Annotated in this window: 20 protein-coding genes and 3 pseudogenes; 10 read left to right on the top strand and 13 right to left on the bottom strand. The window is 69.3% G+C overall.

Annotated elements, in window-relative coordinates; all coding sequences use genetic code 11:
* Positions 1-11: 11 nt before the first annotated feature.
* Together AB0D12_RS05895 and AB0D12_RS05890 are read right to left on the bottom strand one after the other, a co-directional pair.
* Positions 12-686 (bottom strand): annotated as a pseudogene (locus AB0D12_RS05895) (NAD(P)-binding protein); the annotation flags it as partial.
* Between the two features lie 318 nt (positions 687-1,004).
* Positions 1,005-1,136: a hypothetical protein gene (locus tag AB0D12_RS05890; RefSeq protein WP_362677485.1), complete on the bottom strand. Its 132-nt coding sequence runs from the start codon at positions 1,134-1,136 to the stop codon at positions 1,005-1,007.
* 626 nt (positions 1,137-1,762) lie between these two features.
* On the opposite strand from AB0D12_RS05890, the gene AB0D12_RS05885 reads away from it, so the two are divergent.
* The 3 genes and pseudogenes from AB0D12_RS05885 to AB0D12_RS05875 all read left to right on the top strand — a co-directional run bounded on the left by AB0D12_RS05885 (position 1,763) and on the right by AB0D12_RS05875 (position 3,590).
* Positions 1,763-2,035: a hypothetical protein gene (locus AB0D12_RS05885; RefSeq protein ID WP_362677483.1), complete on the top strand. Its 273-nt coding sequence runs from the start codon at positions 1,763-1,765 to the stop codon at positions 2,033-2,035.
* A gap of 72 nt (positions 2,036-2,107) precedes the next feature.
* A pseudogene (locus tag AB0D12_RS05880) lies at positions 2,108-2,308 on the top strand (DNA mismatch repair protein MutT); the annotation flags it as partial.
* Between the two features lie 175 nt (positions 2,309-2,483).
* Positions 2,484-3,590, top strand: a complete 1,107-nt coding sequence (locus AB0D12_RS05875; protein WP_362677481.1) for a potassium channel family protein — start codon at positions 2,484-2,486, stop codon at positions 3,588-3,590.
* 39 nt (positions 3,591-3,629) lie between these two features.
* On the opposite strand, the pseudogene AB0D12_RS05870 reads toward AB0D12_RS05875, so the two are convergent.
* From AB0D12_RS05870 to pdhA, 6 genes and pseudogenes are all read right to left on the bottom strand, one after another.
* A pseudogene (locus AB0D12_RS05870) lies at positions 3,630-4,047 on the bottom strand (potassium channel family protein); the annotation flags it as partial.
* A complete protein-coding gene (locus AB0D12_RS05865; RefSeq protein ID WP_362677479.1) occupies positions 4,035-5,408 on the bottom strand; it encodes a molybdopterin molybdotransferase MoeA in 1,374 nt (457 codons plus the stop codon). The gene AB0D12_RS05865 and the pseudogene AB0D12_RS05870, both read right to left, overlap by 13 nt.
* Positions 5,405-6,325, bottom strand: coding sequence for an NTP transferase domain-containing protein (locus tag AB0D12_RS05860; protein WP_362677477.1), 921 nt, complete (start codon positions 6,323-6,325; stop codon positions 5,405-5,407). Before AB0D12_RS05860 ends, AB0D12_RS05865 begins: the two co-directional genes overlap by 4 nt.
* A gap of 87 nt (positions 6,326-6,412) precedes the next feature.
* Positions 6,413-7,783: a dihydrolipoamide acetyltransferase family protein gene (locus tag AB0D12_RS05855; protein ID WP_362677475.1), complete on the bottom strand. Its 1,371-nt coding sequence runs from the start codon at positions 7,781-7,783 to the stop codon at positions 6,413-6,415.
* The gene (locus AB0D12_RS05850) at positions 7,783-8,787 is read right to left on the bottom strand and encodes an alpha-ketoacid dehydrogenase subunit beta (protein ID WP_362677473.1); all 1,005 of its coding nucleotides are present in this window, start codon (positions 8,785-8,787) and stop codon (positions 7,783-7,785) included. The genes AB0D12_RS05855 and AB0D12_RS05850 overlap by 1 nt, the downstream gene beginning before the upstream one ends.
* Entirely contained in the window at positions 8,784-9,923 is a 1,140-nt protein-coding gene (gene pdhA, locus AB0D12_RS05845; protein WP_327324857.1) for a pyruvate dehydrogenase (acetyl-transferring) E1 component subunit alpha, read from the bottom strand. The genes AB0D12_RS05850 and pdhA overlap by 4 nt, the downstream gene beginning before the upstream one ends.
* Positions 9,924-10,139: 216 nt before the next feature.
* Here pdhA and AB0D12_RS05840 point away from each other — a divergent pair, with 216 nt between their 5' ends.
* Positions 10,140-10,667, top strand: coding sequence for an Lrp/AsnC family transcriptional regulator (locus tag AB0D12_RS05840; RefSeq protein WP_362678001.1), 528 nt, complete (start codon positions 10,140-10,142; stop codon positions 10,665-10,667).
* 122 nt (positions 10,668-10,789) lie between these two features.
* Here the strand turns inward: AB0D12_RS05840 and AB0D12_RS05835 are convergent, their stop codons facing one another.
* Both AB0D12_RS05835 and AB0D12_RS05830 read right to left on the bottom strand, forming a co-directional pair.
* Positions 10,790-11,383 carry a TetR/AcrR family transcriptional regulator gene (locus AB0D12_RS05835; RefSeq protein ID WP_362677471.1) on the bottom strand — a complete coding sequence of 198 codons (594 nt, stop codon included), beginning with the start codon at positions 11,381-11,383 and terminating at the stop codon, positions 10,790-10,792.
* The gene (locus AB0D12_RS05830) at positions 11,380-12,891 is read right to left on the bottom strand and encodes a 3-hydroxyacyl-CoA dehydrogenase (RefSeq protein ID WP_362677999.1); all 1,512 of its coding nucleotides are present in this window, start codon (positions 12,889-12,891) and stop codon (positions 11,380-11,382) included. The genes AB0D12_RS05835 and AB0D12_RS05830 overlap by 4 nt, the downstream gene beginning before the upstream one ends.
* A 141-nt stretch (positions 12,892-13,032) precedes the next feature.
* Between AB0D12_RS05830 and paaN the strand changes: the two genes are divergently transcribed.
* A complete protein-coding gene (gene paaN, locus AB0D12_RS05825) occupies positions 13,033-14,694 on the top strand; it encodes a phenylacetic acid degradation protein PaaN (RefSeq protein ID WP_362677469.1) in 1,662 nt (553 codons plus the stop codon).
* 91 nt (positions 14,695-14,785) lie between these two features.
* Here paaN and AB0D12_RS05820 read toward each other — a convergent pair whose 3' ends face one another.
* Genes AB0D12_RS05820 through AB0D12_RS05810 form a run of 3 tightly spaced genes read right to left on the bottom strand, consistent with a single transcriptional unit; the run spans position 14,786 to position 17,528 of the window.
* Entirely contained in the window at positions 14,786-15,442 is a 657-nt protein-coding gene (locus tag AB0D12_RS05820) for a TrmH family RNA methyltransferase (RefSeq protein ID WP_362677997.1), read from the bottom strand.
* A 17-nt stretch (positions 15,443-15,459) separates the two neighbouring features.
* Positions 15,460-16,656, bottom strand: a complete 1,197-nt coding sequence (locus AB0D12_RS05815) for an HTTM domain-containing protein (RefSeq protein WP_362677467.1) — start codon at positions 16,654-16,656, stop codon at positions 15,460-15,462.
* A complete protein-coding gene (locus AB0D12_RS05810; protein ID WP_362677466.1) occupies positions 16,653-17,528 on the bottom strand; it encodes a DUF5819 family protein in 876 nt (291 codons plus the stop codon). Before AB0D12_RS05810 ends, AB0D12_RS05815 begins: the two co-directional genes overlap by 4 nt.
* A gap of 113 nt (positions 17,529-17,641) precedes the next feature.
* On the opposite strand from AB0D12_RS05810, the gene paaA reads away from it, so the two are divergent.
* The 5 genes from paaA to AB0D12_RS05785 are packed head-to-tail and all read left to right on the top strand — an operon-like array spanning position 17,642 to position 21,256.
* Positions 17,642-18,607, top strand: coding sequence for a 1,2-phenylacetyl-CoA epoxidase subunit PaaA (gene paaA / locus AB0D12_RS05805; protein ID WP_362677464.1), 966 nt, complete (start codon positions 17,642-17,644; stop codon positions 18,605-18,607).
* On the top strand, positions 18,604-18,894 hold the full coding sequence (gene paaB, locus AB0D12_RS05800) for a 1,2-phenylacetyl-CoA epoxidase subunit PaaB (protein WP_326651202.1): 291 nt from the start codon (positions 18,604-18,606) through the stop codon (positions 18,892-18,894). The genes paaA and paaB overlap by 4 nt, the downstream gene beginning before the upstream one ends.
* Entirely contained in the window at positions 18,891-19,607 is a 717-nt protein-coding gene (gene paaC / locus AB0D12_RS05795) for a 1,2-phenylacetyl-CoA epoxidase subunit PaaC (protein ID WP_362677462.1), read from the top strand. The genes paaB and paaC overlap by 4 nt, the downstream gene beginning before the upstream one ends.
* A 5-nt stretch (positions 19,608-19,612) precedes the next feature.
* Positions 19,613-20,200, top strand: coding sequence for a 1,2-phenylacetyl-CoA epoxidase subunit PaaD (gene paaD, locus AB0D12_RS05790; RefSeq protein WP_362677460.1), 588 nt, complete (start codon positions 19,613-19,615; stop codon positions 20,198-20,200).
* A complete protein-coding gene (locus tag AB0D12_RS05785; RefSeq protein ID WP_362677458.1) occupies positions 20,201-21,256 on the top strand; it encodes a 2Fe-2S iron-sulfur cluster-binding protein in 1,056 nt (351 codons plus the stop codon). It begins immediately after the preceding gene.
* The last annotated feature ends 28 nt before the right edge of the window (positions 21,257-21,284 follow it).

The following is a 21,284-nucleotide window of genomic DNA, read 5'->3' as shown; positions in this document are numbered from 1 at the left end:
CCGGAGTGGGCCTACTCAGGCGGGTTGAGGGGCTGGACCTTCGACGCACGCACGATCGTGATCAGGCGATCCGTCAGCTGCAGCGGACTCGCCGCCGGGTCGTCGTAGCCGATCAGCCGGTGCCCGCGCAGCACGCTCACCACCAGATCGTCGGTCTCCCGCACACTGCGGCCCACCTCGGCCTTTATCACCGGCCGTTCGATGAGGTCGAGGCCGCTGCCCTGCTTGATCAGGTCCTCCATCACCGTGCCCGCGCTGGGGCTGAGCACGGACAGGCCCAGCAGCCGACCGGCCGCGCTCGCGCTGGTGATCACCGCATCCGCGCCGGACTGGCGCAGCAACGGCGCATTCTCCTCCTCGCGGACCGCGGCGACGATCTTCGCGCCCCGATTGAGCTGGCGCGCAGTCAGCGCGACCAGAACCGCAGTGTCGTCGCGCTGTGTCGCGATGACGATCTGGCGGGCCTTGTGAACCTCGGCGCGGATCAGCACATCGCTGCGGGTCGCATCGCCGATCACCCCCACAAAGCCCTCGGCGTCGGCGGCCTCGATCACCTTGGCGCTGGGGTCGACGACGATGATCTGGGCCTTCTTCAGGCCTGTCGCGGTCAGCGTCTGCATCGCGGACCGCCCCTTGGTGCCGAAGCCGACGATGACCGTGTGCTCACGCAAGCGAAGCCTCCAGCGGATTTCCGAAAGTAACCTATGAGCAGGACCGATGATCTCGTGAAGCGGGCACGCTGGGGCGATCTTGAAGTCCGGAACTGGACCGGTCTCGTCCGGCTTTCCTTCGAGCCCGACGATGGCCCCGGTGCCGATGGGAGCGACGGTACCGACACCACACACGCCAGGAAGGAATTCCGCCCCTTGACCGGGCGCGACATCAAGAACCGGGACGAGCAGGAGAAGGACAGCCGCAAGTTCGGGGAGCAGCGAGGCGGGCGGTACGTCCACACGTACGAGGAGCCGGACATCAGCGCCTGGAAGCGCAAGCGGGTCCGTCTGTCAAACGGTGAGATCGGATATCGCGTCATCCGCCCCGTCTTCGAAGGCGCGTTGGAAGATCTCAAGCGCGGCGTAACCCCGAACGGCGACCGCGTTGACGGTGCGCACAACACTCGCAAGTACCTGTTGCACGGCACGCTCCGCTGCGACCGCGACGGGTGCGGAGCGCCCTTGCGGGTGACGAAGGCTGCGAAGAGCCGAAGCAAGCCGGAGGGGTACTTCTACTACACGTGCCCGCACCGGCAGTGTCCCCGCCGGGTGCGGCGGAACGAAGATCGCGGGTCCGGAGGCGGACAAGGCACTTTCGACGATGGTGATCGCCAAGCATCAAGAGGAGGCCGCCCAGCGGAAGGCCACGCTGGGGCGGTCCGGGCCTCACTCGGCAGGGGGCCGTTACTGGCGGCGATCCTGTCGACTGTCTGTCGACGTCACCCGGGTGCCACGCGTGGCTGGTGCGGCGGGCCGGGACAGCCGACGGTGGACGGGAAAGTGCCGTCGAGTCGGGAGAAGCCATGGAACGCCAGGTCAACCGATGCACTGCTGCTTGGGTGGCCGTCATGCTCAGCTGGGCCGGACTGACCGGCTGTTCGTCGAACGAGTCTCCAAGTTCCCCCGCGTCGTCGGCGGCCTCTGCCGCGAGGTCGAAGGCGTCCGCCCTTGCCTCCGCGGCCAGAACCACGGCAGCGTCGGCGGTGGCCTCTGCGGTCGCTTCCGCCGAGGCGGCTGCGTCGTCTGCGTTGGCAAAGGTGAAGGGCGGATTGGACGCCAAGGCGGACGTCACCCTCGGCAGCATCGCGACCGGCTCCAACGGCCGGGCGGATGTCCCGGTGAACGTCGCCAACCACGACTCGAAGCCGAGGCGCTACACCATCGTGGTCAATTTCAAGGACCAGTCAGGCAACCTGGTCGATGTGGTCGTCCTCGAGGTCCCCCAGGTCACCGCGGGCGGCACGGCCCACGCCACCGCCCGGAGTAACCGGGACCTGAACAGCACGGTGACCGCCGAGGTCCGCAACGCATTGCGGTACTGATGCCACACCCCGCAGCCATGGTCGAGACCGGAACGTGAGTACGGCATCCGAGGCGCCGCCGTCACCGTCGACGCCTACACGGACGGCGAGGTACGCCGTCAATTCAACGTCTGCTTCACAGCACGCGTACTCGGCGGTCAACTTGCCATCCCTGACGAGTCCACGGAACTACGGTTCGTATCGCCGGAGGAGCTCGACACTCTGCCCATGCACCACACACAGCGGCTGCGCATCCAGCACTTTCCGGAGCACCGAGAGCGGCCGTACCTCGGCTGGGGAAACCGCGTGGAGTGGCCCGTCGATTGGCGACAACCGTCCTCTCACCCTTACCGGGCCAAAGCCATGGCGAGCCGAGATCAAGCCTCCCGGATACACACCATTCCCCGGTCCGGTACGCAAGCATGGTCGGCATGCTGAATGAACGGATCACTGCACGCGAGGGCCGGTCATGAAAGACGAGACGCAGTCGGCCGGGACAGCAAGACCCTCGGTTTTCCGGTCTCTCTGGTCCGGCACGCGGACTGCCGGCCAGGTCGACGCCGACACTGCCCGTACCGTCGTCATGCCGGTCATGGGCGTGGTGCCTCCACTTCAGCAAGTCCTACGACGCGTCACCATGGCCCTGGGCGTACTGCTGGCGACAGTGGCTGTCGTCTACGTCGATCGCGACGGCTACCACGACAATGCCAACAACTCGGTCGATCTCCTCGACGCGTTCTACTACGCGACGGTCACCCTCTCCACCACCGGATACGGCGACATCGTTCCGCACAGCGACAGCGCACGCCTGACCAACATCCTTCTGATCACCCCGTTGCGTGTGCTCTTCCTGATCATCTTGGTGGGCACCACACTCGAAGTCCTCACCGAACGAACGCGGCAGCAGGCTCGTGTTCACCGTTGGAAGAGCCGCACCCGAGATCACGTGGTCGTCGTCGGCTACGGAACCAAGGGTCGTCACGCCATCGCAACGCTGCTCGGCCAGGGAACCCCCAAGGACAAGGTCGTTGTCATCGATCCACAAAGGAAGGCAGTGGATGCCGCCAGTAGTGACGGCTTCGTGGCTGTCCACGGGGACGCAACCCGCTCCGAAACACTGCTTCGAGCAGAGTTGCCGCGCGCCGCACGAGTGATCATCGCCCCCCAGCGGGACGACACAGCCACTTTGGTCACGCTCACCGCGAGACAGCTCAACAGGCGGGCCTCCATCGTCGCGGCTGTCCGGGAAGAGGAGAACGTACCGCTGATCAAGCAGAGTGGAGCCGATGCCGTAGTAACCAGCTCCAGTTCGGCCGGACGGCTGCTCGGGCTCTCCACCACCAAGCCTTATGTGGGCACGGTGTTGGACGAGTTGATGACTTATGGCAGCGGGCTTGATTTGTCTGAGCGGCCGGTGACGGACGAGGAAGTGGGCCGATCAGCCCGCGTGTGCACAGACCTGGTCGTCGCTGTCGTGCGCAGGCGCGAGATTCTGGGCTACGACCACCCGGACGCCGCGACGCTCAGGCCCGGCGATCGGCTGATCACGGTGACGCGGGCGAAGTCACACGGCTGACCAGGCTCTACTTGTGGCGCATCCGGCGAACCGTTGACTCCAGCGGTTCAGCCGCCACTCCTCCCGGGTCCGCTCCGTGAGGACCTCGAGAGTGGTACCGACCAGGATGATCAGAAGGAGCACACGCAGCGGCGTCACCACCAGCACATTGGTGAGCCTGGCTCCGTCGCTGTACGGGACTATGTCGCCGTGTCCCGTCGTGGAGAGGGTGACCGTCGCGTAGTAGACGGAGTCGAGGAAGTCGACGGAGCCGTCGGAGTTGTTTTGGTAGCCGGCCCGGTCGGACCAGACGAGCAGCATCGTCAGCGCCAGCACCCCAGCGCCATCATCACCCGCTTGGCGACCTGGCGGAGCGGGCGCTCGACGATACGGCGGGGAGTTTCACCCGGCTGGTGACCAGGCGCTCGTCGGCATCGCGGGCAATGGCGTCACGACCGGGAAGTTTCACGTGAAACACCCATCCTGGGCGTTCGATGGCGCCCAGGGCAGATCGAGAACCTCCAGCTCGTCACCGGCACGCGCGCCGCCCGGCGGCACGACGGCAAGACCATCGGCGGCGGCGATACCGCGCAGCATGGCCGGTCCGTTGTAGTGCAGCGGGACCAGCTGGTCGGCGCGGTGGACGAAGGGCACAAGGCGGGTGTCGTACGGGTGCCCGTGCACCTCGTCACGTACGGGGGCGCGATACGGGGCAGGGGCGGACCGGGCCGCGAGCGCACGCAACAGCGGCTCGGCGAGGGTGAGGAGCCCGGAGACGGCAGCGAGTGGATTGCCGGGCAGCCCCACCAGATATCTGTCCCGGGATCCGTCCGGCCGGTGCGGGTCGGGCGCGAGCCGGGCCAGCAGCATCGGATGACCTGGGCGTACGGCGACTCCGTCGACCAGCAGCTCCGCACCCGCCTTCCGCAGCACCGGGTGGACATGGTCGACCGGACCCGCAGCCGTGCCACCGGTGGTCAGGAGGAGGTCGGCATCGGAGGTGGTGACGGCCTCATGGAGGGCTTCGGCGTCGTCACCGAGGCGGCGCGTGGCGATGACCTCGACACCGAGAGCGCGCAGCCAGGGACCGATCATCGGCCCCAGGGCATCGCGGATCAGGCCATCGTGGGGGAGTCCGGCGGTGAGGAGCTCATCGCCGAGGACAAGGACCTCGACGCGGGGCCGGGGGACCGTGAGCAGCTCGTCGTAGCCGGCGGCCGCGGCAAGGCCGAGTACCGCCGGGGTCACCAGGGATGCGGCAGGCAGCAGTTGGTCGCCGGAGCGGCACTCCTGTCCACGCGGCCGGATGTCCTGACCGGGGACCACCTCGCGCTCGGCGTACAGCTGGCCCTTGTCCGTGTCGGTACGGGAGTGCTCGGTGCGGATCACCGCGGTGGCCTCGGGCGGAATACGGGCGCCGGTGGCGATCCGTACGGCCGCTCCATCGGGGAGCGGCGGGGCGTCGGCGTGCCCGGCGAGGATCGAGCCGTCGCCCTGAACGGTCCATGGACCGGGCCCCGCGACGGCCCAGCCGTCCATTGCGCAGGTGTCGAAGGGGGGCAGATCGCAGAGCGCGGTGAGCGGCTCGGCGAGAACCCGGCCGAGGGCCTGATCGAGAGGCACGCGCTGGGTGCGCGGCGGAGCGGCCCGTCCGAGGCGGGCGGCGAGAGCGCGGGCGTCGGGCCAGGGGGCGGCACGGTGCCGGGCCGTGCCGGGGACGGGCGCCGGCGTCTGCCGGGTCCGGCGGCCGACCAGCGCGAGGGCCTCCTCGACGCCGTCCGCATCGGACTCGTCCACGGTTCCGTCGGCGGCGTCGGCCTCGTGGTCCTGACCGGTCATCCGGCGTCGGCCTCGTCGGTCTTGGGGGGCTTGTCGGGCTTCCCGCCGGAGGCGGCCGGACCGGCCGCGGTGCCAGGGGTGGCCTGATCGGCCTCGTCGGCCCAGCGCGCGGCCAGCGCGGCGGCCTTGCGGGAGGCCTGGGCGACCGCCTCCGGGCCGCCGCCCGCCCTGGCGGCTGCGTAGCCCACCAGGAAGGTGGTGAGCGGTGCGGCGGGACGCGCTACGCCATGCGCGGCGTCCCGGGCGAGGTCGAGCAGGACGCCGGTGTCGACGTCGAGTTCGATGCCGAGTTCGTCCTTGACTGCGGTGATCCATTCGTCCAGCACGTTCCCATGCTCCCTGATACGGGCCCGGGCTGCGGAGATGTCCTCCCAGGTGTCGCAATCAAAGGAGGCGAGCGGCTCCGCGGCGATCCGGGCGAGGTCCAATTCCTGCGTCAGCAGACGCAATGGCAGCCCGGCCAGACTCCCGTGCTCGGTGGCGAGGAGCGCGAGTTCACGGCGCAGCGGTTCGGTGCGGTACGCCGCCACGAGGGGCTGGTCACGACCGCCGGGATCGGTGAGCAGGGCCGCCTCCCGCCCGCTCGTGTCGAGGGCGTGGATCAGCTGCCGCACCGTCCGCTCCCCCAGGAACGGCAGATCGGCGGAGAGCACCAGGACGGCCGGTGCCCCGATCTGCCGCACGCCGGCGTCCAGCGCGGCGAGCGGCCCACCGCCCGGGGGCTCCTCGCGCGCCCAGACCACGGGGCGCGCGGTGACCCGCCGTCCCCCGACGACAACGGTGCGCCCGGCGTCGCGGCACACCCCGAGCACACGGTCGAGCAGGGCCCGCCCGCCCACGCTCACCGCAGGCTTGTCGGCCCCGCCCAGCCGCTTTGCGGCACCTCCGGCGAGCACGATGGCGTCATACGCGGTCATCCCTGAAGTATGGGCCGCGATCGCTTGGGCGGGGAGCCCCGTTTGGATCTCTCTTGGCATGTGGACGGGGTGGACCGTCCGGTGGATCTACAGGCTGCGCAGCAGCACCGCCGGATGCTCCACGCAGTCGGCCACAAACCGCAGGAAACCGCCTGCCGTGCCGCCGTCGCAGACCCGGTGGTCGAAGGTCAGCGACAGCTGGACGACCTGGCGGACAGCCAGCTCGCCCTGGTGCACCCATGGCTTCGGCACGATCCGGCCGACGCCGAGCATGGCCGCCTCCGGGTGATTGATGATCGGCGTGGAGCCGTCGACGCCGAAGACCCCGTAGTTGTTCAGTGTGAACGTCCCGCCGGTCAGATCCGCCGGAGTCAGCGTCCCGTCCCTGGCAGCATCCGTCAGACGCCCGAACTCCACGGTCAGCGACTCGGCCGAGCGGCTGTGCGCATCCCGTACGACGGGGACGACCAAGCCTCGCTCGGTCTGAGCCGCGAACCCGAGGTGCACCTCGGGCAGGCGCACAATCTCCCTGGCCTCCATGTCCACTGTGGAGTTGAGCTCCGGGTGGCGGGCGAGCGCGGCGGTACAGATCCGGGCGAGCAGCGCCAGCAGCGAGATCTTCGGACCGCCCGCGGCGTTCATCGAGGCTCGCGCGGCCATCAGCTCGGTCGCGTCAGCGTCGACCCAGCAGGTGGCGTCCGGTATCTCGCGCCGGCTGCGGGACAGCTTGTCGGCCACGACCCCGCGGATGCCACGCAGCGGTACACGCTCACCGCGCGTTCCGGAGGCGGCCGCGGTGGCGGCCACGGCGGGCTCCGGCGCGGCAGTCGTCTCGGCGGCCCGCATGGCGTGCTCGACATCGGCACGCAGGATCAGACCGTCCGGCCCCGACCCGGTCAACCGGCGCAGATCGAGACCGTGTTCACGGGCGAGCCTGCGGACGAGCGGCGAGATGACGGGCACGGGCCCGCCCTGCATCACGTCCGCAACGGGCACCGGAGCCTCGACGGGCGCCTCAACAGGCGCCGGAGCCGAGGCGGCCGCCGAAGCTGTGACAGGCGCGGCGGCAGTCGGCGCGGCAGGCCGGATACGGCGCCTGCGCGCAGCCGGCGCCCCCGTCCCATAGCCGACCAGCACATTGCCGGACGATTCGCCGGCGGATCCCGAGGAGTCGGACGAGCCCGAAGCTCCCGCGGATCCGTCCGATTCCATGGCACCGACCGCGACCGTCAGCAGGGGCGCCCCGACCGGCAGTTCCGTGCCCTCCTCGCCGAAGCGCGCGGTCACCACACCCCCATACGGGCACGGCACCTCCACCATCGCCTTGGCCGTCTCGACCTCGACGACCGGCTGGTCGATCGCGACGACATCGCCCACGGCCACCAGCCAGCGGACGATCTCCGCCTCGGTCAGCCCCTCCCCGAGGTCGGGGAGCTTGAATTCGAGCACCTGGGCCATCAGCTCCCCGCCTCCCACTGCAGCCGCGCCACCGCGTCCAGCACTCGGTCCACTCCCGGCAGATGATGCCGTTCGAGCATCGGCGGCGGATACGGAATGTCGAACCCTGCGACCCGCAGCACCGGCGCCTCCAGATGGTGGAAGCAGCGCTCCGTCACCCGCGCGGCGATCTCTCCTCCGGGACCGCCGAAGCCGGTGGACTCGTGGACGACGACCGCCCGGCCCGTGCGCCGCACGGACGCGCAGACAGTCTCGTCGTCGAAGGGCACCAGCGAGCGCAGATCGACGACTTCCAGGTCCCAGCCCTCGGCCGCGGCGGCCTCCGCCGCCTCCATGCAGACCGGCACGGACGGCCCGTACGTGATGAGCGTGGCGCTGCGCCCGGGACGCCGGACGACGGCCCGGCCTATCGGTTCGACCACGGACGGCGCTTCCGGCGACCACTGCGCCTTCGACCAGTACAGCCGCTTCGGCTCCAGGAAGACCACCGGGTCGTCGGAGGCGATCGCGGCCCGCAGCAGCCCGTATGCGTCGTCGACCGTGGACGGCGTGACGACATGGAGCCCCGGAGTCGCCATGTAGTACGCCTCGGACGAGTCGCTGTGGTGCTCGACGCCGCCGATTCCGCCGCCGTAGGGCACGCGCACGGTGATCGGCAGCGGCATCCCGCTCCGGGTGCGGTTCCGCATCCGCGCCACATGGCTGATCAGCTGCTCGAACGCCGGATAGGCGAAGGCGTCGAACTGCATCTCGACGACCGGCCGCAGCCCGTACATCGCCATGCCGACAGCGGTGCCAAGGATGCCCGCCTCCGCGAGCGGGGTGTCGGTACAGCGGTCCTCGCCGAACTCTTTGGAGAGCCCGTCCGTCACCCGGAAGACCCCGCCGAGCGTGCCGACGTCCTCCCCCAGCACATGAACGGCCGGGTCCTCGGCCATCGCGTCGCGCATCGCGCGCTGCAGGGCCTGAGCCATGGAAGCGGGCTTCACCGCGGCCGTGGTCATCGCGCCTCTCCCTCCGCGTCCAGCTCGGCCCGCAGCTGTGCCGACTGCTCCCGCAGCTGGCTCGTCTGCTCGGCGTAGACATGCTCGAAAAGGTCCATCGGGTCGAGCACCGGGTCTGCGTTCATCCGCTCGCGCAGATCCGCGGCCATCGTCTCGGCCGCCTCGGCAGCCGCCCGTATGCCGTCCTCGTCGAGCAGCCCTCGCTCCGTCAACTCCCGCTCCAGCAGCCGGATCGGATCGTGTGCACGCCAGGTCTCGACCTCGCTCTCGCCCCGGTAGCGGGTCGCGTCGTCGGCGTTCGTATGTGCGTCGATGCGGTACGTCACGGCCTCGATCAGCGTCGGACCGCCACCACGCCTGGCCCGCGCCACGGCCTCACCGAGCACCTCGTGCACCGCCGCCGCGTCGTTGCCGTCGACGAGCCGGCCGGGCATTCCGTACCCCACGGCCTTGTGGGCCAGCGAAGGGGCCGCGGTCTGCTTGGCCAGCGGGACCGAGATGGCGAAGCCGTTGTTCTGGACGAGGAAGACGACGGGGGCCCGCCATACGGCGGCGAAGTTCAGCGCCTCGTGGAAGTCGCCCTCGCTGGTGCCGCCGTCGCCGACCATGGCGAGCGCGACGACGTCGTCGCCCTTGAGCCGGGCGGCGTGCGCCAGGCCCACGGCGTGCGGCAGCTGCGTGGCGAGGGGCGTGCACAGGGGCGCTATGCGGTGCTCACGCGGGTCGTATCCGGTGTGCCAGTCGCCGCGCAGCAGCGTCAGCGCCTGTACGGGGTCGAGGCCGCGCGCCACGGCCGCGAGGGTGTCGCGGTAGCTGGGGAAGAGCCAGTCCCGCTCCTCCAGCGCCAGCGCAGCCGCCACCTCGCACGCCTCCTGCCCGGTGCTCGACGGGTAGACGGCCAGCCGGCCCTGCTTGGTCAGGGCGGTCGCCTGGACGTTGTACCTGCGGCCGCGCACCAGCTGCGCGTACAGCCGCAGCAGCAGCTCGGGGTCGGCACCGGCTGCGGCATCTGTGCCGAGCACGCGGTACGGCTCCGGGTCCGGGAGCAGTGGTGCGGGGTCGGTCCGGGGCTTCCACGCCGGGGGCGGGGTGGGCCGGTAGGCGTCAGCGGCACCGGGCAGCTCTTGGACCGTCATGCTGCTCTTTCTCAACGCGAGCACCTCCTCGTGGGAGCGACGACGAAAGCAATGACGAAGTGGCGCGAGTGTGTCGCGCCTCACCTACCGATTGTTCGGTCGTGGACGCATTTTGGCTACAGGCGCCTTCAGCCTGTGGACAAACGGTTCTCCACAGCCTGTGATGGAGACAGGTCGTCCATGCCAGGGAGGCGGGGGGATATGGCAGCTGAACAAATGGCCGAGGGTGGTGACCGCGCGGAGCAGGCCCCTCCAGCGCGACCGCTCGACGCCATCGACCGAGACATCCTGCGCATCCTGCAATCGGACGGTCGCGCCTCGATCCGCTCCGTGGCTGAACGGGTCCATGTCTCCCGCGCGAATGCCTACGCCCGTATCAACAGGCTCATCGATGACGGTGTGATCCGCGGCTTCAGCGCGCGCGTCAACCATGAGCGGGCAGGTCAGGGTGCCTCCGCCTACATCACGCTCAAGATCGTGCAGAACTCCTGGCGCACGGTGCGCGAGCAGCTGCAGGCGCTGCCCGGCGCCACCCATATCGCGCTGGTCAGCGGAGACTTCGACGTACTCCTGTTGGTACACACCCCGGACAACCGCACGCTGCGCGAGCTCGTCCTGACCAGGCTCCAGTCCATCCCGGAAGTGCTGTCCACGCGCACGCTGCTGGTCTTCGAGGAGACGGATCTCGATCCGGGCCCGGGGCAGATCGCGGAGCCGCCCCGGGACGCAGAGCCGCTCCTGTAGGCCCGGCTGGGGATCGGTCGGTTCAGTGGGCCCGGTCGGCTCAATGAGCCGTGGCTCCAGTCGGCCTAGTCGACCCCGTCGGCCCCGTCGGCCCCGCGGCGGCTCAGTCGGCTCAGTCGGCTCTAGGAGCCCGTCCGCAGCCCGTCGAAGGCCAGTCGTACGACCGCCTCGGCGACCTGATCGCCGTCGTAGCCGCCACCCGCATGCGGCCGGTACCACTCCACCAGGGAGTTCACCATGCCGAAGAGCAGCCGGGTCGCCAGCCGGATGTCCATGTCCGCGCGGAGATCACCGTCCGCCGCGGCAGCCTTGAGCAGATCGGCAACCCGCTGGTCGAACTCGCGGCGCCGCTCCATCGCCCACCGCTCGGTCTTTGTGTTGCCCCGTACGCGCAGCAGGAGCGTCACATAGGGCAGCTCGGCCATCAGCACCTCCACGGTGCGCCGGGTCACATACTCGACCCGCTCAATGGTCCGTCCCCGTACGGCGCCCGGCTCGTCAAGGATCGCGAAGAGCGAGTCGAGCGCCCGGCTGACCGCACGGCGCAGCAGTTCCTCCTTGCCCGCGACATGGTGATAGATCGAGGACTTGGAGATGCCGGCCGCCTTGGAGAGGTGCTCCATGGACGTGCCGTCGTACCCGCGCTCGTTGAAGATCCGGACGGCGACGGTCAGCAGCGTCTCAGGGGTGTACGTATCGCGCTTGGCGGTGGTCATGAGGCGTCCTCCTGTGAGGTCTCGTAGGACCACTGATGGAGCGCGAGGGACCGGGCGTAGCGTCCGGTCGGCACGCTCTCATGAAGGTTGCCGAGCAGTTCCCACGCCCAGCCACGTCCGAGTCTTTCGTTCCATTCGACCGGCCCCAGGGGGTAGCTGACCCCGAGGCGCATCGCCGTGTCGATGTCCTCCCTGGTCGCGACCCCCTTGGCGACCGCGTCCAGCGCCAGGTCGCCGAGCATCGCGACGGTACGGGCGACGATCATGCCCGGTATGTCACCGATGACGCTGACCTGCTTGCCGAGCGCCTGGAAGAGACCGGTCGCCTGTTTGAGCGTTTGCTCCTCGACGCTGTCGGCGGCGGACAGGGCGATCCGGGTCGCGGACCGGTAGTCGAGTGCCAGATCGAAGTAGACGACATCGCGGAATTCGGCGGACGTCTGGCCGTCGGCGAGTACCAGCTGACCTCCGCTGGGCAGGACCAGCCGCGTCCCCTTGTCGTCGTTCTCGTGCCGCACCGTGATGCCCGCTTCCCTGATCATCGCGATCAGCTCCCCGGCGGGCCCCAGATCACCCTCGATCACGACGGACTCGGGGGCGTCCGCCGGCTCCGCGGTGTGCGGCGCGGGCTTCGTCGCCTCTTGCGCGTGCGAGAACCAGCCCTGGCCGGACTTCCGGCCCAGGCGGCGCGACTCGACAAGACGGCGCTGCGCGAGGGAAGGGAGGAACTTGGGACTGTGGAAGAAGGACTCCCAGACGGAACGTGTGACGGCCTCGTTGACGTCCTGGCCGATCAGATCGGTGAGCTCGAAGGGGCCCATTCTGAAGCCGCCGGACTCTCTGAGCACCGCGTCGATGGTGGCCGGATCGGCGCCCTGCTCCTCGTACACCGCGAAGGCTTCCGCGTAGAAGGGGCGGGCGACGCGGTTGACGATGAAACCGGGGGTGTCGGCACAGCGCACCGGAGTCTTGCCCCAGGCCGCTGCCGTCGCCCACGCGCGCGTGGCCGCCTCCTCGTCGGTCGCATGGCCGCTGACGACCTCGACGAGGGGGAGCAGGGGCGCCGGATTGAAGAAGTGCAGTCCGACGAAGCGGCCGGGGCGCTCCAGAGCGCCCGCGACGGCCGTAACGGAGAGCGAGGAGGTGTTGGTGGCGAGCAGGCAGTCGTCCGCGACGATCTTCTCCAGCGCCGTGAACAGCTCCTGCTTGACCGCAAGTTGCTCGAGGACCGCCTCGACGACGAGCGCCGCGTCGGCGAGCTCGGCAAGATCGGCGGCCGGCTGCAGCCGCCCGCGGGCGGCGTCGCGCTCGACGGCGTCCATCCGGCCCTTCTCGACCAGTCGGTCGAGACGAGCGCCGATGGCTTCCGCGGCCTGGCCCGCCCGTCCGGGAACGGCGTCGTAGAGACGTACGGGATGGCCGGCGACAAGGGCGACCTGGGCAATGCCCTGCCCCATGGTGCCGGTGCCGACGACGGCGACGGTACGGCTCTCGTCGATGGCGTCGATGGGCTCGATGGCGGTCATGGGAGTGATCCTCCCCGATGAGTTGTCCACAGGTTTGACAGGCCCCCTTGTACCGACCGATCGTTCGGTTACTCTAACTCTGTCATTCCTTCCCTGCCCAGCTCGACGAGGAGTTGGTCCTTCATGCAGCTGACCGAGACCCACCGGCCCACGCTCGACCAGGCCCTCGAAGCGATCCGCACCCGCGCGTACTGGTCCCCGCATCCCGAGCACCCCAAGGCGTACGGCGACAGCGCGCCGGCCGACGGGCTCGCGGCCTTCGAGGCCATGCGCGGCTCCCGCTTCGAGCTGGACCAGCCGGGCACGGACGACTGGACGGGCGGCGAAGTCTCGCCGTACGGACCGGAGTTGGGCATCGAGTATCCGCACCCGGACCTGGATGTACTGCTGCCCGCGATGCGCGCGGGCATGGGCGCCTGGCGCGAGGCCGGCCCCGAAACGCGGGCTCTGGTCTGCGTGGAGATCCTGTCCCGCATCAGCGCCCGCACCCATGAATTCGCGCACGCGGTGATGCACACCAGCGGCCAGGCCTTCATGATGGCCTTCCAGGCGGGCGGCCCGCACGCCCAGGACCGCGGCCTGGAGGCCGTCGCCTACGCCTACGCGGAGCAGACCCGCACGCCGGCCGCCGCCGAGTGGTCCAAGCCGCAGGGCAAGCGCGACCCCCTGGAGCTGCGGAAGACCTTCACCACCGCCGGGCGCGGCATCGCCCTGCTGATCGGCTGCAACACCTTCCCGACGTGGAACGGCTACCCGGGGCTGTTCGCCTCCCTGGCCACCGGCAACCCTGTCCTGGTCAAGCCGCACCCCCGCGCGGTGCTGCCGCTCGCGCTCACGGTGCGCGTGGCCCGCGAAGTGCTCTCCGAAGCGGGGTTCGATCCGAACCTGGTCTGCCTGGCCGCCGAGCGTCCGGGCGAGGGGATCGCCAAGACCCTCGCGGTACGCCCCGAGATCAAGATCATCGACTACACGGGGTCGACCGGGTTCGGCGACTGGCTGGAGGCCAATGCCCGCCAGGCGCAGGTCTACACCGAGAAGGCCGGCGTCAACACCGTCGTCATCGACTCCACCGACAACTACAAGGGGATGCTCTCCAACCTGGCCTTCTCGCTGTCGCTGTACAGCGGCCAGATGTGCACCACCCCGCAGAACCTCCTCATCCCGAGGGACGGCATCACGACGGACGTCGGACCCAAGTCGTACGACGAGGTGGTCGCCGATATCGCGGCCTCGGTGGGCGGCCTGCTCGGCGACGACGCCCGGGCGAATGCCCTGCTGGGTGCGCTGGTCAACCCTGATGTGAAGGGGCGCCTGGAGGCGGCCTCCGGACTGGGCGAAGTGGCTCTGCCCTCACGGAAGATCACCAACCCCGACTTCCCGGATGCCGTCGTCCGTACGCCGGTCGTGGTCAAGCTCGACGGCGCCAAGCCAGACGCCGAATCGGTGTATCTGTCGGAGTGCTTCGGCCCGGTGTCGTTCGCGGTCGCCGTGGACTCGACGGCGGACGCGCTGGAGCTGCTGCGGCGCACGGTCCGCGACAAGGGCGCGATGACGGTCGGCGCGTACACCACCTCGGCGGAGACGGAGCGCGCGATCGAGGACGTCTGCCTGGAGGAGTCGGCTCAGCTCTCGTTGAATCTGACGGGCGGGGTGTACGTCAACCAGACCGCGGCGTTCTCCGACTTCCACGGCTCGGGCGGCAACCCGGCGGCGAACGCGGCACTGTGCGACGGAGCGTTCGTCTCGAACCGATTCCGTGTGGTGGAGGTCCGCCGCCAGGCGTGACGACGGGCGTAGCGGCGAGCATGACGGCAGGACAGGCGGTGACCCGTAGGACGGGTACGGGTCACCGCCTCGCGTCCGCTCACACATACCCCTACGGTGCCGGGATCTCCGCGTACCGCTGCACCCACGCATGCATCGCGATCGCCGCCGCCGCGCCCGCGTTGATCGAGCGGGTCGAGCCGAACTGCGCGATCGAGCACACCATCGCCGCGTGCTTGCGCGCCTCCTCCGTCAGCCCGGGCCCCTCCTGTCCGAAGAGCAGCACACACCGCCTTGGCAGCTCGGTCCGCTCCAGCGGGACCGACCCCGGCAGATTGTCGATCCCGATGATCGGCAGACCCTTGGCCGCCGCCCAGGCGGTCAGCGACTCGGTGTCCGGGTGGTGCCGCACATGCTGGTACCGGTCGGTGACCATGGCCCCGCGCCGGTTCCAGCGTCGCCGGCCGACGATGTGGATCTCCTTCGCCAGGAAAGCGTTGGCGGTGCGCACCACAGAACCGATGTTGAAGTCGTGACCCCAGTTCTCCACGGCCACATGGAAGTCGTGCCGCCGTGTGTCCAGCTCGGCGACGATTGCCTCGCGCGTCCAGTACCGGTACTCGTCGACAACGTTGCGCCGGTCGCCCTCGGCCAGTAGCTCGGGGTCATACCGCGCGTCCTGCGGCCACGGCCTCGGGTGCGGCCCGACGCCGACCTCTTCCGGGACGCTCTGCTTGCCCGGGAAGAAGGCGGCCTCGTCGTACTGAATCGGTTCTTCGGTGGTACTCACCCAACGAGCGTACGGGGCTGCTCCTGGCTTCCCTGCCGCTGCCGCGGCGTCACGTCCACCCGAGAGAACAGCCGGTCCCGCCCTCGCACGGCCCGGCCGCCGAGCCAGACCAGGAAGGCGGTCGGCAGGAAGACCGCGTCGGCGGCGATCATCGCGAGCGAGAAGAACGGCAGTCCGAGCAGCACGGCGATCGCGGCGTGCTCCATCATCATGGCCGCCAGCAGGACGTTCTTGACGCGCCGGTTGAAGAGCGTGAAGGGGAAGGCGACCTGCACGATGACTGTGCCGTACGTCAGCGCCATCACCATCACGCCACTGGAGGCCAGGAGGTCGGACAGGGCCGGCCACGGCGTGAAGTAGTCGAGCTTGAGCGGGTAGTAGAGCGCGGTGCCGTCCTGCCAGCGCGAGCCCTGGATCTTGTACCAGCCGGCCGTCGCATAGATCAGACAGACCTCGGCCATGATCACGACGAGCGCGGCGTTGTGCGCGAGGTTGGCGAGAACATCCAGCAGGGTTCGTGGCTCGCTGGACGGGGCGTACCGGCTCACCATCCACCAGAGCCCCTGCACCACCCACAGTCCCCAGAGAAGCAGCAGTACCAAGGAGCCGGTCTGGTTCAGGAAGGTGGCGATGACCAGGCCGAATCCCAGCACCACCCAGAGCGCGGGGCCGACCCGGTCGCGGGGCGGCAGGCCCGGGACTGCCGCCGCTGCTGCCCGGGCGGCTCGGCGTGCGTCCAGGGACCAGACCTGCCCGCAGCGCGTCAGGACAAGATAGATCGCCATCAGATGGATGACGTTGTCGCCGCCGTCGCCCATGAAGATGGAACGGTTCTGCAGTGACAGTACGCCGATCATGAAGAGCACGGACATGGTGCGGGTACGCCAGCCGAGCATCAGCAGCACGCTGGACAGCACAGCGACGCCGTACACGATCTCGAACCAGAGGGTGTTGTCCGACCACATGAGCGCGGTAAAGGCTTCATTGCCCGCGATGAGCTGCCGCGACATCTCCCAGCTCCACGGACCGTTGGGCCCGTACATCTCATGGCGGTTGGGCAGCTCGCGCAGAAGGAAGAGCAGCCAGCCGGCGGCGAAGCCGATCCGTATGGTCGCGCTCTGGTACGGACCGAGGGCGGTGGAGGTGACGCGCTGGACGCTGCGGGCGAGCCGGCCGTCGACGGTTTTGTTCACGTGCCCGCCTCCGTACGACCGTTACGAACTCCCCCGGGGAGATCAGCGGCAGTCACCGTCCACCAGGGCAGGACCCGGTGGGCGGGGCGGGTGTCCATCTTCTCGTCGCTCCACTCCGGGGCCTTGACCGAGCGGGTCGAGGACCTGAGCTGGATCCGCTCGACGGGGCCGCCCAGATCGTGCGCATCCAGTCGCTGCATCACGATGCGGCGGACATAGCTCTCGGAGAGCTGGCCGCGCAGACCGTTGGGGCGGTTCTCGCTGTCGTGAGCATTGACGTAGAAGTCCCAGGCCCGGCGCAGCTCGTTCTGCTGGACATGGCTGGGGAGGAGGTTGCCGCGGATCGCCTCGCCGTCCTCGTCGGTGAGGTCGATCCAGTCGCTGCTCCTGCGGCTGCCGTCGGAAACGGTGAACTCGGCTCTGACCTGCACGGCGACGTTCTGCTGGAGTGGATTGGGGGCGAAGAGCTTCCAGTTCTGCTCGAACTCGGGATAGATCCAGCCGTCGACCGCCTCGCCGTACTCCTTGGTCACGGTGTTGGAAGGGGCGACGTGCAGAAACACCATGGCCAGGTGGACGCAGGCGAGGGCCCCGATAATCGCGAGCGAGACGGCGGCGGCCACCTGGTAGGGGAGGGAGAGCGCCGCCATGCCACGCGTGGGGGCGGACTCGGACTCGAACTGGAGCTGGGACTCGAACTGGGGCTGGGACTCGTACAGGGGCTGCGGCCCGGGCTCGGACTCCGACTCGGGCTCAGACTCCGACTCGGTCGGGGATTCGGGCTGGTCAGCGGGCTCGGGAGCGTCTCCGGGCGGCGGCCCAGAGCTCAGGCTCCTGGCGCGTTTGACGTCCTCGTCCTCGTGGGAGTCCATCCCGCCCCGATCTCCATCGGTCCACCTCAGTTATCCACAGGGTTGACACCCTACGGGCCGTCGACTCACCATTGAAGTCAATGAACCGAACGATCGGTCGGTAGGGGGCCCGGATGACGGCAGTGACTGCGGATACGTGCGAGGCGGTTTTTGACGCCGCCGTGGCCGCCGACGAGCGCATCGAGCCACGCGACTGGATGCCGGACGCGTACCGGGCCACGCTGGTGCGCCAGATGGCGCAGCACGCCCACTCCGAGATCATCGGAATGCAGCCCGAGGCGAACTGGATCACCCGGGCGCCCTCGCTTCGTCGCAAGGCGATCCTGATGGCCAAGGTGCAGGACGAAGCGGGCCACGGGCTGTACCTGTACAGCGCCGCCGAGACCCTGGGCACGAGCCGCGAGGAGCTGCTCGACAAGCTCCACGCAGGCCGCCAGAGATACTCCTCGATCTTCAATTACCCCACGCTGACCTGGGCCGATGTCGGCGCGATCGGCTGGCTGGTGGACGGCGCGGCGATCACCAACCAGGTGCCGCTCTGCCGCTGCTCCTACGGCCCGTACGCCCGCGCCATGGTCCGGATCTGCAAGGAGGAGTCCTTCCACCAGCGGCAGGGGTACGAGCTGCTGCTCACCCTCTCCCGCGGGACGCCCGCACAGCACGAGATGGCGCAGGACGCGGTGGACCGCTGGTGGTGGCCGTCGCTGATGATGTTCGGCCCGCCGGACGACGAGTCGGCGCATTCGACACAGTCCATGGCGTGGAAGATCAAACGGCATTCCAACGACGAGCTGCGCCAGCGCTTCGTCGACATCTGCGTCCCGCAGGCCGAAGCCTTGGGCCTCACCCTCCCTGACCCCGATCTGCGGTGGAACGAGGAGCGGGGGCACCACGACTTCGGCGCGATCGACTGGGCCGAGTTCCAGGAAGTCCTCAAGGGCAACGGGCCCTGCAACGAACAGCGGATCACCCAGCGCCGCCAGGCGCACGAAGAGGGCACCTGGGTCCGGGACGCGGCCGCGGCGTACGCCACGAAGCACCAAGCACAGCACGTGAAGCCCGGGGAGGCGACGGCATGAGCAGCTCGACCGACTGGCCGCTGTGGGAGGTCTTTGTCCGCTCACGCAGAGGGCTGTCCCACACCCACGCGGGAAGCCTGCACGCTCCGGACGCGGAGATGGCCCTGCGCAACGCCCGCGATCTCTACACCCGGCGGAACGAAGGCGTCTCGATCTGGGTGGTGCCGTCCACGGAGATCACGGCCTCCTCGCCGGACGAGAAGGACTCGTTCTTCGAGCCGGCCGGCGACAAGCCCTACCGGCACCCGACCTTCTACGAGATCCCGGAAGGGGTGAAGCACCTGTGACCACGACGGTGAATGCCGCGGCACTCGCTCTCGGCGACGACGCGCTGGTGCTCTCGCACCGGCTGGGGGAGTGGGCGGGCCATGCGCCCGTGCTGGAGGAGGACGTCGCCCTCGCCAATATCGCGCTGGACCTGCTGGGCCAGGCGCGGGTGCTGCTCTCCCTCGTCGGGGACGAGGACGAGCTGGCGTATCTGCGCGAGGAGCGGGCCTTCCGCAATCTCCAGCTGGTCGAGCAGCCGAACGGCGACTTCGCACACACCATCGCCCGCCAGCTCTACTTCTCCGTCTACCAGCGCCTGCTGTACGGACGGCTGGCGACCGGGGACGGTGAGTTCGCCGGGCTCGCGGCGAAGGCGGTCAAGGAGGTCGCGTACCACCAGGACCACGCCGAGCACTGGACCGAGCGGCTCGGTGACGGCACCGACGAGAGCCATGAGCGGATGCAGCGGGCGTGCGACGCGCTGTGGCGGTTCACCGGCGAGATGTTCCAGCCGGTCGACGGGCTGGACATCGACTGGCAGTCGCTGCAGGACAGCTGGCTCGAGACCGTCACCACGGTCCTGGAGCGCGCGACACTGACCGTGCCCGACGGGCCGCGGTCCGGCGGATGGTCGGCGGGCGCGGGACGGCAGGGTCTGCACACCGAGTCCTTCGGGCGGATGCTTGCCGAGATGCAGCATCTGCATCGCAGCCATCCGGGGGCGTCATGGTGACCGAGGTGACCGAGATGACCGAGATGACCGCCGCTGAGACCGGGACCGCGACAGGGGCCACAACCGCAACCTCGACCGGGACCACAACCAGGACCCCCACCGGGACCGATACCCGGCTCGAGGCCGAGCTGCGCAGGCTCGCCGGCTCCGTGCCCGACCCGGAGCTGCCGGTGCTGACACTGGAGGAGCTCGGCGTGCTCCGCGGAGTCCAGATCCTCGGACCCGGCAGGGTGGAGGTCGAGCTGACCCCCACGTACACCGGCTGCCCGGCGATCGAGGCCATGACTTCGGACATCGAGCAGGTGCTGCACAGCCACGGGATACCGGACGTTTCGGTGATCAAGGTCCTCTCCCCGGCCTGGTCCACGGATGACATCAGCGCGGAAGGACGGCGCAAGCTCGCCGAGTTCGGGATAGCCCCACCCCGCTCACACGCGGCGGAGGGACCGGTGCCGCTCACTCTCTCCGTGCGCTGCCCGCACTGCGGATCGACCGACACCGAGCTGCTCAGCAGGTTCTCCTCCACCGCCTGCAAGGCACTGCGCCGCTGTGTCGCCTGCCGCGAACCCTTCGACCACTTCAAGGAGTTGTAGATGTTCCATCCGCTCCGGGTCAGCGAGGTCGAACAGCTCACGGACGACTCGGTCGCTGTCACTCTCCAGGTGCCGCCCGAGCTGCGGGAGACCTTCCGCCACACCCCCGGTCAGCATCTCGCTCTGCGCAGGCTCGTGCAGGGCCAGGAGATCCGTCGTACGTATTCCATCTGCGCTCCGGCCGCCACGGCCGGCAGTGATCCGGTACTGCGCGTGGGCATCCGGCTGGTCGACGGCGGCGAGTTCTCGACGTATGCGCTCAAGGAGCTCGTCGTGGGCGACACCGTCGAGGTGATGCCCCCGATGGGCAGGTTCCTCCTCGCGCCGCGTCCCGGGCACTTCGCCGCGGTCGTCGGCGGCAGCGGCATCACCCCGGTGCTGTCGATGGCGGCGACGCTGCTGGCGCGGGAGCCGGAGGCGCAGTTCTGTCTGATACGAAGCGACCGCACCGCGGCGTCCACGATGTTCCTGGATGAGGTCGCCGATCTGAAGGACCGCTTCCCGGACCGCTTTCAGCTGGTCACTGTGCTTTCCCGGGAGGAACAGCAGTCAGGTCTGCCGTCAGGACGGCTGGACCAGGAGCGGCTGACCGGGCTGCTGCCGGCCCTGCTTCCGGTGGCGGATGTGGACGGCTGGTTCCTGTGCGGCCCGTTCGGCCTGGTCCAGGGCGCCGAGCGTGCGCTGCGCGGGCTCGGCGTGGACCGGAGCCGTATCCACGAGGAGATCTTCCATGTCGACGACGGCTCGGCACCCGCTCCGGCGTCGGTGACCGCCCCGGCCCGCGCCTCACTCACTGCCACCCTCGACGGCCGGTCCGGCAAGTGGCCGGTACAGGAAGGCGAATCGCTGCTGGAGACAGTGCTGCGCAGCCGCTCGGACGCGCCGTACGCGTGCAAGGGCGGGGTCTGCGGCACTTGCCGAGCCTTCCTGGTTTCGGGCGAGGTGCGCATGGACCGCAATTTCGCGCTGGAGCCGGAGGAGACCGACGCGGGCTATGTACTGGCCTGCCAGTCCCATCCGGCGACACCGGAAGTGGAGTTGGACTTCGACCGCTGACGACTACCGACAACCACTGAGCCTCTGA

The sequence above is a fragment of the Streptomyces sp. NPDC048479 genome, assembly GCF_040651435.1.
Classification (GTDB): domain Bacteria; phylum Actinomycetota; class Actinomycetes; order Streptomycetales; family Streptomycetaceae; genus Streptomyces.
The sequence above is the reverse complement of the archived record's forward strand: the minus strand, read 5'-3'. Positions and strand labels throughout refer to the sequence as shown.

Bases quoted from the DNA above. Each gene is read 5' to 3' on its own strand.
- AB0D12_RS05875 (WP_362677481.1), top strand. From the start codon at position 2,484: ATGAAAGACGAGACGCAGTCGGCCGGGACAGCAAGACCCTCGGTTTTC.
- AB0D12_RS05865 (WP_362677479.1), bottom strand. From the start codon at position 5,408: ATGACCGGTCAGGACCACGAGGCCGACGCCGCCGACGGAACCGTGGAC.
- AB0D12_RS05860 (WP_362677477.1), bottom strand. From the start codon at position 6,325: ATGACCGCGTATGACGCCATCGTGCTCGCCGGAGGTGCCGCAAAGCGG.
- AB0D12_RS05855 (WP_362677475.1), bottom strand. From the start codon at position 7,783: ATGGCCCAGGTGCTCGAATTCAAGCTCCCCGACCTCGGGGAGGGGCTG.
- AB0D12_RS05850 (WP_362677473.1), bottom strand. From the start codon at position 8,787: ATGACCACGGCCGCGGTGAAGCCCGCTTCCATGGCTCAGGCCCTGCAG.
- pdhA (WP_327324857.1), bottom strand. From the start codon at position 9,923: ATGACGGTCCAAGAGCTGCCCGGTGCCGCTGACGCCTACCGGCCCACC.
- AB0D12_RS05840 (WP_362678001.1), top strand. From the start codon at position 10,140: ATGGCCGAGGGTGGTGACCGCGCGGAGCAGGCCCCTCCAGCGCGACCG.
- AB0D12_RS05835 (WP_362677471.1), bottom strand. From the start codon at position 11,383: ATGACCACCGCCAAGCGCGATACGTACACCCCTGAGACGCTGCTGACC.
- paaN (WP_362677469.1), top strand. From the start codon at position 13,033: ATGCAGCTGACCGAGACCCACCGGCCCACGCTCGACCAGGCCCTCGAA.
- AB0D12_RS05810 (WP_362677466.1), bottom strand. From the start codon at position 17,528: ATGGACTCCCACGAGGACGAGGACGTCAAACGCGCCAGGAGCCTGAGC.
- paaA (WP_362677464.1), top strand. From the start codon at position 17,642: ATGACGGCAGTGACTGCGGATACGTGCGAGGCGGTTTTTGACGCCGCC.
- paaB (WP_326651202.1), top strand. From the start codon at position 18,604: ATGAGCAGCTCGACCGACTGGCCGCTGTGGGAGGTCTTTGTCCGCTCA.
- AB0D12_RS05785 (WP_362677458.1), top strand. From the start codon at position 20,201: ATGTTCCATCCGCTCCGGGTCAGCGAGGTCGAACAGCTCACGGACGAC.